Origin of the sequence: Pseudoalteromonas 'SMAR', assembly GCF_048515945.1 — a bacterium.
GTDB lineage: Bacteria > Pseudomonadota > Gammaproteobacteria > Enterobacterales > Alteromonadaceae > Pseudoalteromonas.
In genome coordinates, this window is sequence record NZ_JBLWMW010000056.1 from 1 (window position 1) to 12,889 (window position 12,889).

12 protein-coding genes are annotated in these 12,889 nt (G+C 46.2%); 8 read left to right on the forward strand and 4 right to left on the reverse strand.

Annotated features, from left to right (window positions below):
* Positions 1 to 590 precede the first annotated feature (590 nt).
* The 5 genes from ACNKW2_RS17340 (at position 591) to alr (ending at position 5,164) form a co-directional block, all read left to right on the forward strand.
* On the forward strand, positions 591 to 1,142 hold the full coding sequence (locus ACNKW2_RS17340) for an RNA polymerase sigma factor (RefSeq protein ID WP_336568564.1): 552 nt from the start codon (positions 591 to 593) through the stop codon (positions 1,140 to 1,142).
* On the forward strand, positions 1,135 to 1,614 hold the full coding sequence (locus ACNKW2_RS17345) for a hypothetical protein (RefSeq protein ID WP_419149675.1): 480 nt from the start codon (positions 1,135 to 1,137) through the stop codon (positions 1,612 to 1,614). The genes ACNKW2_RS17340 and ACNKW2_RS17345 overlap by 8 nt, the downstream gene beginning before the upstream one ends.
* 10 nt (positions 1,615 to 1,624) lie before the next feature.
* The gene (locus ACNKW2_RS17350) at positions 1,625 to 2,563 is read left to right on the forward strand and encodes a DUF4097 family beta strand repeat-containing protein (RefSeq protein WP_419149676.1); all 939 of its coding nucleotides are present in this window, start codon (positions 1,625 to 1,627) and stop codon (positions 2,561 to 2,563) included.
* 123 nt (positions 2,564 to 2,686) lie between these two features.
* On the forward strand, positions 2,687 to 4,066 hold the full coding sequence (dnaB, locus tag ACNKW2_RS17355) for a replicative DNA helicase (protein WP_336568568.1): 1,380 nt from the start codon (positions 2,687 to 2,689) through the stop codon (positions 4,064 to 4,066).
* A 21-nt stretch (positions 4,067 to 4,087) separates the two neighbouring features.
* A complete protein-coding gene (alr, locus tag ACNKW2_RS17360) occupies positions 4,088 to 5,164 on the forward strand; it encodes an alanine racemase (protein ID WP_419149677.1) in 1,077 nt (358 codons plus the stop codon).
* Here alr and ACNKW2_RS17365 read toward each other — a convergent pair.
* The 4 genes from ACNKW2_RS17365 to ACNKW2_RS17380 all read right to left on the reverse strand — a co-directional run bounded on the left by ACNKW2_RS17365 (position 5,149) and on the right by ACNKW2_RS17380 (position 9,136).
* A complete protein-coding gene (locus ACNKW2_RS17365) occupies positions 5,149 to 5,580 on the reverse strand; it encodes a secondary thiamine-phosphate synthase enzyme YjbQ (RefSeq protein WP_419149678.1) in 432 nt (143 codons plus the stop codon). The two genes, alr and ACNKW2_RS17365, sit on opposite strands and share 16 nt — an antisense overlap.
* A gap of 13 nt (positions 5,581 to 5,593) precedes the next feature.
* Complete coding sequence (locus ACNKW2_RS17370) at positions 5,594 to 6,070, reverse strand: chemotaxis protein CheX (RefSeq protein WP_419149679.1); 477 nt, start codon at positions 6,068 to 6,070, stop codon at positions 5,594 to 5,596.
* Between the two features lie 78 nt (positions 6,071 to 6,148).
* Positions 6,149 to 6,583: a transcriptional repressor gene (locus ACNKW2_RS17375; protein WP_336568575.1), complete on the reverse strand. Its 435-nt coding sequence runs from the start codon at positions 6,581 to 6,583 to the stop codon at positions 6,149 to 6,151.
* A gap of 96 nt (positions 6,584 to 6,679) precedes the next feature.
* The gene (locus ACNKW2_RS17380) at positions 6,680 to 9,136 is read right to left on the reverse strand and encodes a putative bifunctional diguanylate cyclase/phosphodiesterase (protein ID WP_419149680.1); all 2,457 of its coding nucleotides are present in this window, start codon (positions 9,134 to 9,136) and stop codon (positions 6,680 to 6,682) included.
* Positions 9,137 to 9,430: 294 nt separating this feature from the next.
* Here ACNKW2_RS17380 and ggt point away from each other — a divergent pair, with 294 nt between their 5' ends.
* The 3 genes from ggt to ACNKW2_RS17395 form a co-directional block, all read left to right on the forward strand.
* The gene (gene ggt, locus ACNKW2_RS17385; protein WP_419149682.1) at positions 9,431 to 11,125 is read left to right on the forward strand and encodes a gamma-glutamyltransferase; all 1,695 of its coding nucleotides are present in this window, start codon (positions 9,431 to 9,433) and stop codon (positions 11,123 to 11,125) included.
* Positions 11,126 to 11,314: 189 nt separating this feature from the next.
* Positions 11,315 to 12,349: an alpha/beta hydrolase gene (locus tag ACNKW2_RS17390; RefSeq protein WP_419149681.1), complete on the forward strand. Its 1,035-nt coding sequence runs from the start codon at positions 11,315 to 11,317 to the stop codon at positions 12,347 to 12,349.
* Between the two features lie 377 nt (positions 12,350 to 12,726).
* Positions 12,727 to 12,889 (forward strand): helix-turn-helix domain-containing protein (locus tag ACNKW2_RS17395; RefSeq protein WP_419149683.1); only part of this gene is annotated, 163 nt, incomplete at its 3' end.

Sequence of the window (12,889 nt, forward strand, 5' to 3'; positions counted from 1 at the left end):
TGGGTACTTGGATATTTAGGCGTTATTATCTGACACAGAATTTTGAACGCCCTCGGGTACTTGGATATTTAGGCGTTATTATCTGACACAGAATTTTGAACGCCCTCGTCCAACTTTATGGGGTCACTTCACTAATGCGCGGCTTTTTATTGTTATAGCCTCCAAAACGCTTCCTAAAAACTCTGGGTGAGCACTTTTTATTTTATATTCTTTAACCCATTCCACTTACTTACACTCACAAAGTCTGCTTGTCGCTCGCACTTGTTAACGGTGAATTAAATATTGATGCCAGTGCAAAGTGGCGTTATGGCAATAAGACGACTGTAGATTACTAGTTGCTATGTTGTGTCTGCAGCCTTGACGCTAACTTAAATGACATTCTGGTCCTCAGAACCTTCTTAGCTACACTTAATTTTAGTAACTCAGTAAAAAACTTTTCTTTGCTTTTAAACCTTTCTCGCTTTAGTCGACGTCTAATCCAGTACCAATAAGTTAAGTTAGCAAGTTGAAACAGGCAGTTGAACTTGGGTTGCTTTGTTTGCATCACGGTATGTGCGAAGATTAAGCCGTCAACTCAAAGGATAAAACGCATGATAATTAATGCCAAAGAGGCATTTTCACAAGAACAAACCGATGCGCTAGTGGCGAGGTGTCAGCAAGGGGATCAAAGTGCTTTTCGTACTTTATTCGAGCAACATCATCGGCGAGTGTACGCACTGTGTTTACGTTTACTGGCGGAGCCTGCTCATGCAGAAGATGCATGCCAAGAAGTCTTCGTACAAGTGTGGCAAAAGATTGCGCAATTTCAGGGGCAGTCACAATTTACCACCTGGCTACACAGTGTCACCAGCAATATCGCCATTAGTTATTTGCGCAAGCAAAAAAACTGGTTACAGAAAGTGGTGAGCTTTGAGCAATCTGGACTAGATGAGCAAGCAGCAGCCATGCTGGGCGACCTAAATGGTCTCGATCAGCTTATTGTGCGGTTACCAGAGCGCGCCAGGTTAGTTTTTGTTTTACATGCGGTAGAGGGCTATCGCCATGAGGAAATTGCCAACATGTTAGGTATGGCTGTGGGGTCGAGTAAATCGCAATACCATAGAGCACGAAATTTATTACAGGAGTGGTACAACAATGAGTAAACCCTCATTCGATGAATTTATGCAAAATGCACTGGAACAAGAGTCGCAAGCGCAGCCACAACGCGATTTATGGCCTGGGATAGAGCGTGCGATTAATCAGCCAGCAGCGATTGAACCTACTCCACGTAGTAATCACTGGCAGAAGCTATCGGGTATCGCAGCATGCACCATTGCCGGGTTACTCGCGTGGCAGGTGGTGATGAACCAACCGCAGCAGGACTCGCTGGCTCACATTAGTGCCTTTTTTGAACAGCAAAAGCAGTCTTTATTGGTGCAGTATCAATCGCAACCGGCATTAACATCAGATTGGCAGGTGCAGCTACAGGAACTGGAAGACGCGGAGCAAGCGATTAAATTATCGCTTAAGCAAGACCCAGAAAACGCAGCGCTGTTAAAAATGTTAGCGCAAGTATACCAGCAGCAACTTGACCTAATTAACAAGGTTCATGAGCCACAATGGCAACAAATTTAGGAGAATGAGGATGAGAGCATTACTATTAACCTTAGCGGCATTACCTGCGTTGGCCCTTGCCGGAGAGCAAATAGACAAAGAGTTAAACATTCCCAGTGATGGTAAAGTCATTATTGAAAACCAGCGTGGTGATGTAGTGATCAAAACCTGGGACAAAGGTGTGTTTAAGGTCACCGGTGAGTTAGATGATAAGGCAAAAGGCTATCGCCTAGAAAACCAAGGTCAGGTGACCGAGTTTATCGTAGAAATGCCTAAACGCTATCAAAGTTGGGGTGGGCGAGGTGGCTCGGAACTGACTATCTTTATGCCGCGCACCAGCGAATTAGACTTTGAAGGGGTCGTGGTTGATATTGAAGCCGCCGATTTGCAGGCTGGAGCTCGTATTAAAACCGTTAATGGCAATATCGAGCTGCGCCAAGCTAAAGGTAAAATTACTTTGGAAACGGTGAATGGCGACATTGATACTCGTGACCTCTCTGGCAATATTCAGTTTGAGACCGTAAATGGTGATATAGAAGACATTGATTCTGCAGGTAAGCTGAGATTTAGCGCGGTCAATGGCGAAATTAAGACGCAAACCACAGCCAATGAGCTACGCCTAGAAAACGTCAATGGCGAAGTGGAATTAAGAATGAGTGAGTTAAAAGACCTGAGACTGTCCACGGTAAATGGTGAAATTGAAGTGTATATGGATACCCTTGCAAGCAACGCTAACCTCAACCTCGACAGTGTCAGTGGCGATATTGAGCTGTACTTCCCGGCAGAGGTATCCGCCCGCTTTGATATTAATGCTCATTCCGGTGGCCGTATTAATAACCAATTGAGCTCAGATCAAGTGAAAAAGGAAAAGTATGGACCGGCGCGTTCACTGGAGTTTGTGTTAGGCAATGGTGACGCTGATGTCGAGATTGACACGGTCAGCGGTAATGTTGAGCTGAAGCGCCAGTAGCAGCACAACCAAACAAGCTTACTGCTCTTAAGGCCGGTGTTTTTATAGCACCGGCTTTTTGTTGTTTGCAGTTAATCTGAGACCAGATACAATAGAGGGCCGTCGACCTCTCATTGTTGTGATATGGCTAAATCTGATCTACAAGTTGATACCTTAAAAGTACCACCCCATTCCATTGAAGCCGAGCAATCTGTGCTTGGTGGCTTAATGCTGGACAACGAAGCATTTGACCGCGTGGCGGAGTTGGTGGTGTCGCATGATTTCTACACCAGAACCCATAAGTTGATTTTTGAATCGATGGAAAAGTTGGTGGAACTAGGTCAGCCCATTGACTTAATTACCATTTCTGAAAACTTAGAAAAGAATCATCAACTAGAAACGGTAGGGGGGTTTTCCTACTTAGCTGAAATTGCTAAAAACACCCCCAGTGCCGCCAATATTGATGCCTACGCGAGCATTGTACGCGAGCGCGCCGTGGTGCGCGAAATGATTGGGGTTGCCAACGAAATTGCGGAAGCGGGCTTTAACCCAGAAGGGCGTGATAGCCATGAGCTATTGGACTTAGCTGAAAGTAAAGTATTTAAAATTGCGGAGCAGCGCTCAAAAAGCACGGAAGGTCCGCAAAGCATTCACAACATACTCGAAAAAACCGTCGACAAAATTGAAGAGCTCTACCAATCCCCTCAAGACGGGGTAACAGGGGTCAGCACTGGTTATGGTGACCTTGATAAGATGACCGCCGGATTACAGCCTTCTGATTTGGTGATTGTTGCGGCGCGACCTTCAATGGGTAAGACCACCTTCGCCATGAACTTGGCTGAGCACGCCGCCATGACCCAAGACAAGCCGGTGCTTATTTACTCGTTGGAGATGCCCTCCGATCAGATCATGATGAGGATGCTGGCTTCGCTTGGCCGTATAAACCAGACCAAGGTACGTACCGGGCAATTAGATGATGATGATTGGGCTCGCTTGTCATCCACCATGGGGCTGTTGATGGAAAAAGGCAAAATGTACATTGACGATGCCTCAGGCCTCACGCCAACCGATGTGCGCTCAAGAGCACGACGTATTGCTCGGGATCACGGCGGTATCAGTATGATCATGGTGGATTACCTGCAACTTATGCGAGTACCGAGTTTATCCGATAACCGTACCTTGGAAATTGCCGAAATATCGCGCTCACTGAAAGCCTTGGCAAAAGAGTTAGAATGCCCAGTTATTGCACTATCGCAGCTGAACCGTACCTTGGAGCAGCGAGCAGATAAGCGACCTGTTAACTCTGACTTGCGGGAATCGGGCTCTATCGAGCAGGATGCCGACTTAATCATGTTTATCTACCGTGATGAAGTGTATAACGAAGACAGCCCAGACAAGGGCACAGCCGAGATTATCATTGGTAAACAGCGTAATGGTCCCATTGGTAAGGTTAGGTTAACGTTCCAAGGTCAATACTCACGTTTTGACAACTATGCTGGTCCAGCTATGGACGATGAGTATTAATAATTTACAAGAGTAGTAAGCATGCGATTAGCCTGTGCCGAAATTGACCTAACTGCGTTACAAGCCAACTTGAAGCGCACGCAACAGATGGCGCCCAACAGCAAAATAATGGCGGTGTTAAAAGCCAATGCCTATGGTCATGGTTTAGTGAAGGTGGCACAGCACCTTAACGAAGCCGATGCCTTTGCGGTCGCCCGCATTGACGAGGCACTGGCACTCAGAGCCGGTGGTATCACCAAGCCGATTGTGCTGCTTGAAGGCTTTTTTCATGCCTCAGATTTACCGATTTTATTGGCTAACAACCTACAAACCATTGTACATAACATTCAGCAATTAGAGGCCATAGAGCAAGCGCAGCTCGATGCTAAACTCACGGTATGGCTTAAGGTGGATACTGGCATGCATCGTCTCGGCGTTGAGCCAAGCGAGTTTTTAGCGTTTCATAAGAGGTTGAAAGCCTGCGCCAACGTTGCCGATACCATTCACTTGATGACCCACTTTGCCTGTGCCGATGATAAACACAATGATCAGACGCAGGTACAGCAGGCGCTGTTTACTCGTCTGGTCGATACGCTATCTGGACCACTTTGCTTAGCCAACTCTGCGGCGGTGATTGGCTGGCCACAAACCCATGGCGATTGGATCCGACCAGGGTTAATGCTCTATGGTATCTCGCCCATGCAAAATGGCGTAGGTCAGCAGCATGGCTTGCAGCCAGTGATGCGCCTGACCACTAAGGTCATTGCTATTCGGCAGTTAAAAGCCAATAGCCCAGTGGGCTACGGCGGTCGTTGGCAAAGCCCGTGTGATACCCAGTTAGCTATTATTGGTGTTGGCTATGGCGATGGCTATCCACGCCACGCGCAATGCGGCACGCCAGTGGTGATCCGTAATAAACGCTACGGCATTGTCGGCAGTGTGTCTATGGATATGATCAGCGTCGACATTGGCGCCAACCGCGATAATATTAAGGTGGGCGATGAGGTAGAAATGTGGGGCCCGAACTTGGCGGTGGAGGAGGTAGCCCGCTGCGCAGGTACTATCCCTTATGAACTACTCTGTAATGTCACACCACGGGTAAGCTACGAGTATTGCTGACCTTGCAAAGTGGCTATCAGTCGTCTGGCGCCGCCGTGGTCGCGGTGCTCTCCTAAGTACACTCCTTGCCAAGTGCCAAGCTGTAATTCGCCATTTGCAATGGGAAGCGTAAGCTCACAGCCTAAGGTGCTCGACTTGATGTGGGCTGGCATGTCGTCATCGCCTTCATAATCGTGGCGATAATAACTTTGCCGCTCAGGCACAAAATGATTAAAGTGGCTTTCCATGTCCATGCGCACGGTCGGATCGGCGTTTTCATTAATGGTTAAACTGGCCGAGGTATGTTGCAAAAATAAATGCAGCAGGCCGACCTTAATCTGTTTAAGCTCTGGTAACTGTTGCAGAATTTCATTATCGACTAGGTGAAAGCCCCGGCTGCGAGGCTTAAGTGTGATGTGTTTTTGTTGCCAAGTCATCAGGAAGTGTACTTTACTGTTGTGCTAGCTTATCGAAGCTGACCTCAATGTTAGCGTTACCATCAGCAGAGGTGAACGGCATGATCAGCTTGGGCCCTTCGCATTTATGGGTAATAGTATGACCTGGGCCTGACACCACAACGGGTGTGGCCATATCAAATTCATAGCCTTTTTCGCCCAATAGATTCTTAGCACCACCAGTAACCATGTTAGTGATTTCACCGACCATGTCAGTGACGTCTTCATTTATGGAGTCTGGTCGTTCACCCAGCATGCGCTCCATAATGGCGAGTGCGAGGCTTTCATCAAACGTGATGGAAAATGACCCCTTGGTTTGTGGACCCACCATACCAATTAGTCCAGAAACATCGCCTTGTGCCACTTCGTCTTTTTTAACCTTTGGCTTACCTGGTGTTAGTTCTGTTTGCGCCATCGTGGCTAAGACATTGATTAAAGATGATAAAAAGGGGTTGATGAACTCTACATTCATATTTGATTTCCCTTACGCATTATTTTTTAATTTGCCGTTGTTACTCTTTAGTGTAGAGGGATTTTTGCGCTCTCGCACTTAATCTTTACACTTTTCACAACGACCATGTGCTTCAATGGTTTGCTCTGAAACGATAAACCCCGTTTCAGCAGCGAGGTTATTTAACTCGTGCGAAATCGCACTGGAGTGAAGCTCTTGAACGTGTCCGCAGCTATCGCAGATCAGTAACTGAACCGGGTGAATATGATCGAAGTGATGGCAAAGCATGAATGCATTAGTACTTTCAATCTTATGAATAAAGCCTAATTCAGACAGAAAGTCTAACGCGCGGTAAACGGTAGCAGGCTTAGCTGCAGATTCGGTAAGCTTTAATTCTTCAAGTAGGTCGTAAGCGCCCACACCACCTTGTTTTGAGGCCAGTAATCGAAATACTTTTTCTCTAATAGGGGTGAATCGTGCACCACGGTTATCGCATACTTGTTTAGCTTTACTAACTAGTAGTTCTATATTCATGATTTAAATCCTTACACTGCTCTGCAATACTAACATATTATTTTTATTAGTCTTGTATTTCGCCGATTAAATATTTTACTGGCATGAGCAATGAAACTAGGAGCTCTGCTGCAACTTACTGTGTCGCTCCAGGTAATAGTCAGTGAATTCAGAAGAACTTAAAGGCTTGCTAATGAGGTAGCCTTGACCAAAGTCACAATCCAGTTGTTGTAATGTCAAAAGCTGCTCAACGGTTTCAACGCCTTCTGCGACTACGGTCATAGATAAATCATGGGCCATAGTGATAATGGTTTTGACGAGCGCCATTGACTCTGTCGAGCTTTGCATATCATTAATAAAGCTTTTATCGACTTTGAGGACATCAAATGGGAAGTGTCTTAGGTAGTTTAACGAAGAGTAGCCGGTGCCAAAATCATCCAATGATAAAGTCAGTCCCAGGCCGTGGAGCTGATCCAGCACCGTGCGCGCTTTAGATTGCCCTGAGATCAACACCCCTTCGGTGATTTCAAGCTCGATATGACGTTTTTCCATGGGAGTATCGTTGAGCAGAGCCGCCACTTTTGCTACTAAACTAGGCTCTTTAAACTGCCTTGGAGAGAGGTTTATGGCAATACGAAAATCGGGGTGTAAGGTTTGCTGCCAGCTGAGCGACTGTTGGATCGCTTGAAATAGCACCCAATCACCAATATCAATGATCAAGCCACTTTGCTCTGCCACCGGTATAAACTCATCGGGTGAAACCGGACCGAGCTGCTCACTGTGCCATCGCAGTAACGCTTCGGCGCCAAAAATACTGCGGTCTGAGATGTTAAACTGTGGCTGGTAAAAGACTTCAAACTCGCCTTTGTGCAGCGCTACTCGCAATGCTTCTTCTATTTCTAAACGCCGGTTTAGTTGCCGCCCCATAGTTTGATTAAATAAACAGTAGGTGTTGCGCCCGAGGTTTTTGGCGCTATACATGGCGGTATCTGCATGGCTCAGCATGTCAGTTGGGGTACGAGCATCGTCAGGGTAGACTGCCACGCCCAAACTAATGGAAATATTAAACTCGCGCCCCATAACAGCAAGTGGTTGTTGAAATTGCTTAACCAGCTTTTCAGCCACCGGTGTTACTGCGGCCACCGACTTAAAACCGCCCATTAGAACAATAAACTCATCGCCACCAAGGCGTGCTACGGTGTCTTGTTTTCTCAGGCTTTGACTTAACCTATTCCCGGCGGCAATCAATACTTTGTCGCCAACCTCATGACCTAAACTATCATTTATCTTTTTAAAGTCGTCGAGGTCGATAAAAAACACCACCGCCACTTCTTTGTTACGCTCGGCGTCTAATAATAGTTGCGAGAGCCGCTCTAAGGCTAAAAAACGATTGGGTAAATCGGTTAAGGTATCGTAAAAAGCATGGTGTAAAATGACCTCTTCTTGACGCTTTTTTTCCGTTATATTGCGCACTGCTATCACTAGCAAGTCGGTATTAGGGATAGGGGACAATCTGGCTTCAAACAGTTTGCTTTGGCCGTTAAAGTCCAGTGAGTACTCTAGCTGCGTCATACTGTGGTATCGCGTAGATGAGTTAATCGCTTGATTAAACTGCTTAGCGACATGTTTTGGCAACACTTCTGCCATGGTTTGATTGATAAACGAGTCAGGTTCTATATACAAGTCTTGCGCTTCACCGGCATGGTATTCAATAATTTTTCCTTCTTTATCAATGATGAAGAATAAATCTGGCAGCGCTGAGAAAATACCATCTATAAAAGCCTGCCTTTGTCTGAGCTTATCGGTCACAATGGCTTGTTCTTGCCAGTTCTCCTCCAAGGCTTGTGCCATGGTATTCAATTGCTTTGCTAGCACCGCAAATTCGCCCTTGCCATAAACTGTTGCCCGACTGCCAAGCGACTGCGAGGTCAGTTGTTTACCAACCTTAATAAGGTAGTTAATAGGACTGTGAATATAGCGGCGAATAAACACTAATAGGCCTGTTAATAGCGCCATCAACAGCAAAAAAAGCAATGCTAGCTTAACCGTAAATTGCTGTTCTAGCTCCGCAATGACAGGTGATAAATCATACGTTGCGATTAACTGTAATGGCGCGGTATCAGTGGCATTAAGTGGCTCAATAGTGCGCGTGGCAACTATCGCTTGTTGGGCGGGTAGGTATTGAGTGCTTAAATTGTCTGAATAACCTACTTCTTGCAGCCACTGCTGGTTGTGCGGCTGAGCCAACCAAGTTGCGGCGGCTTGTTTAGTGGGGTTTGAATCTGCCGCAACCAGTTGCCTGTTTTGCGCTAAAAAAAGGGTGATATAGCTGGGGTTTTCTAAGTAACTGTTGATAAGCTCCGCCGTGGCACTGTCTTGCAGCGGCTGGTTGCTGATGGCTTTGGCCAAATGGTTGAGCTCGGAACTTAGCTGCAATTGAAACGTAGAGATTAAACGCTCACGTTCGTTGACAAAGGAGGTGGCGACAATAATGAGCGAGAAAAACAAGCAAAAGGCTAGGGTGCCCCAAGTTAACGTTTTCTTTAAGTTAATCGCAATTATTCGATTTTCCATAAATACCTATGCGCGCCTATAACCAAATGTAAATACGGAACTATTACATGATGCATTCCGTTACAGGCTGGAATGGCAGAGTGTGTTATCGAGTCCGTGAAGTTATCTTAGTTCAGTGTAGTTCAGCACTGCGTTTGTGTAGCAATAAAGTCAAAAAAACTCAGCAAAAATTGATATAAATCTATCCCTGTAAGCGGTTCAATCTTGTTTAACATCACATTGAGCGCAAAGCCATTGCGGCAACAAAGCTTGGTTGCCTATAGTGATTAAAAAGAAAGCAACAGAGAATAAATGATGAAACTAACGCTGAGAAAAACCTTCACAGCCCTGTTACTGACCACCGTGAGTGTTAGTAGCTTTGCCTATGACCGTGTGACTGGCAAAGGCTTTGCCAGCCGTTCTGAGGTGATTGCCACGCAGGGCATGGCGGCCACTTCACAACCACTTGCCACACAAGTGGCATTAGACATTTTAAAGCAAGGCGGCAGTGCCGTGGATGCGGCGATTGCGGCAAACGCCATGCTTGGGCTGGTGGAGCCTACCGGCTGTGGCATAGGTGGAGACCTGTTCGCGATTGTTTGGGATGCTGAGCAACAAACCCTATCGGGTCTCAATGCCTCGGGTCGCTCACCGCAAAGCCTTACTTTAGAAATGTTGCAGCAGCAAGGCGATAAAATTCCTTCTTATGGGCCTTTACCAGTGTCCGTTCCCGGTGCCGTGGATGGTTGGTTTGAACTGCATAAAAAGTTCGGTAAGTTACCGATGGCAACCTTACTAGCGCCGAGCATTGACTATGCTCGTTCTGGCTTTCCTGTTTCTGAGCTGATTGCCTATTATATGCAGCGTTCGGTATCGGCTCGTGCTGAGTATCCCGGATTCAAAGAAGTGTTTATGCCTGATGGTGCCATGCCTAAAAAGGGGGAGATCTTTAAAAATCCCGCGTTGGCAAACACCTATGAGCTGCTTGCCAAGCAGGGCAGAGACGCATTCTACAAAGGTGAAATAGCCAAAGAAATCGATAAATACATGCGCGAAAATGGCGGTTATCTCCGCTACGAAGACCTAGCGGCGCATCGCAGTGAGTGGGTTAAGCCTGTGAGCAGCGACTACCGAGGCTATACCCTTTGGGAACTACCACCGAATGGTCAAGGCATTGCGGCACAACAAATTTTAAATATTCTTGAAGGCTACGATATTCAACAAATGGGCTTTGACAGCCCAGAGTATATTCATACCTTTGTGGAAGCCAAAAAGCTCGCCTTTGCCGACAGAGCAAAATATTACGCTGACCCTGACTTTAATGACATTCCTGTTGATTATTTGATCTCACAAGCGTATGCCGATAAGCGTCGTGCTCTGATTAATCCCAATAAAGCGGCTAAGCGCGACCAAGCCGGGCCTGTAGAAGGAGACACCATTTACCTCACTACGGCAGACAAAGACGGCAACATGGTCTCGCTTATCCAAAGTAATTACCGAGGTATGGGCTCGGGCATGACACCAGAAAAGCTGGGTTTTGTGCTACAAAACCGTGGCGAGTTGTTTGCCTTAGAAGAAGGGCACTTTAATGTCTATGAGCCAGGCAAGCGTCCTTTTCACACCATTATTCCGGCTTTTGTCACCAAAGATGGCAAACCTTGGATGAGCTATGGCGTAATGGGCGGCGCAACACAACCGCAAATGCATGCTCAGATCCTGATTAATATGATTGATTTTGGTATGAACCTACAAGAAGCAGGCGATGCCCCAAGAATACTACACACAGGCTCGACTCAGCCCACGGGTGAGGTAATGACCGATGGTGGTTATGTGAGCCTGGAAACGGGCTTTTCCATGGAAACGCGCCGCGAGTTAATGAAAAAAGGCCATACTTTACGCAGTGCTGTGGGACCTTATGGCGGTTACCAAGCCATTATGCGTGATCTTACCAATGGCGTTTACTATGGCGCCTCTGAAACCCGCAAAGATGGCCATGCCGCTGGCTATTAAACCCGTTGCCAGCATTGTGAATTATTGCAATGCTGGCCCTCAACTCCGAACCTTCTCTGTTAACGCCGGCGCTTGATTAACCGAGTCGCTATGTTCTACGTTGCAATTTTATATTGGTTTCCTTTCTTCGGGCACTAAATTGTTCTAAGGTGATACTCCAGAATAAAAAAGAAACAGCTTGGAAGCACCATGAATAAACTGATATCTAGCCTTATTGTGATAGCCGCCTTGTTTTTTATAGGCTGCACCAGCATTGAAATAAAAGAAGAACAATTTTTACGTAGCCAAACGGAAGCGATTGTGTACGATCTTATGCGCTTTGATGCCAGCACCAGTGCACAAATTGCTCAGCGCACCTCTTACTCTTTAACAGAGGTAGAGCAAAAACTGGCAAAGCTAGCACAACAAGGGAAATTGCAGTTGCAGGCTGGTAAGTGGTCTTTAACTGAAAAGTACCGGGGCAAACGGCAAGACGATATTTCAGCGATTAAAAACTTTAGCCCAGAGGCGCTAAACAGTAAAAGCGCTTCACATACCTTTAAGTTGGAGCAGATTGCTGGCAGCAACATACACTACGCAGCCATGCTGTCAAAACAACCTCAAGAAACGATAATTATCTTTCCTGGTAATGGTTTTAACCTGATACCTGGTGCAACAGAGCTGTTAAAATTTTCAGCGCCACAGCGCAATCTAGTGATAATGGAATACCCAGGTATGGGCAGCCATGGCGGTAAGCTGACGATTGACAACCTAGAAAGCAGTGCCGATACGTTCTATAACCATATTATTAATAGGCCAGAAATATCGGGCACTAAAATCACTGTGTATGGCTTTTCTTTAGGGGGCTTTGTGGCGACAAAAATAGCGTCTAAACATCAACCTCACGGGCTCATTCTTGACTCCACAGCGCCAGATTTCCAAAGCTGGATTGATAGCAATGTGCCGCTGTATGCCAAAGCGTTCGTTGATGTTAAAGCTCAGGCCAGCTTAACCAACGTCAGCAATCAACAACTTATTCAGCAATTGCGCCAGCCGATGCTTTTTATGGTGGGGGCAAAAGATACGGTGACGCCCACTGCGTTAATGCGAAGCCTAGCAGAGCAAGCCAAGGCGAGCACATACAAAAAGTTTGTGGTACTTGATGGCGTGGCCCATGGAGAAAGTGTTGATCACCACGACTTTAATAACACAGTGACCAGTTTTCTTAAGCGTTTACCTAACTAGCAAGGCTCGTTAAATCGTTGAGTTGCTCTAAGTGGAGCAACTCAACGGACAATGAAAAGGGTTGTTAGCTCATTCACTATTGGAGCCAAATCAACTCAACAACTTAGCGAAAAGATACCGCTCAAAAATGCTTGATTGCCCACTAAACTGCCCACTACTTGCCTCTGGCTTTTACCAAATCTTAGTGGTGCTTGTTGGCTATGATTAAGGAAAAACAGTGCCGTTTTTATGCTGCTGTTAGAGCTAAAACATAGCTGTTTTGAAGGGCTTTATCGGGTAATTTTTTCAACACCCTACACATTGATGGATATTATAATGTCCACTTTCTGATTTATTTAGCTATAATGGATATTACTGTGTCCACTTGGTCTTTGCGGATGAATTTTACCTTACTTGATGATACCGATGTAAGCCAAGCTTATGCGGCTTATTTACGTGAGTTACGAAAGCAGGCAAAGCTGTCACGATCTGCGCTTGCTGAGCGAAGCTGTGTACCTGCGGCCACCATTAAAAAGTTTGAGCTGACCGGGCAAATTTCAT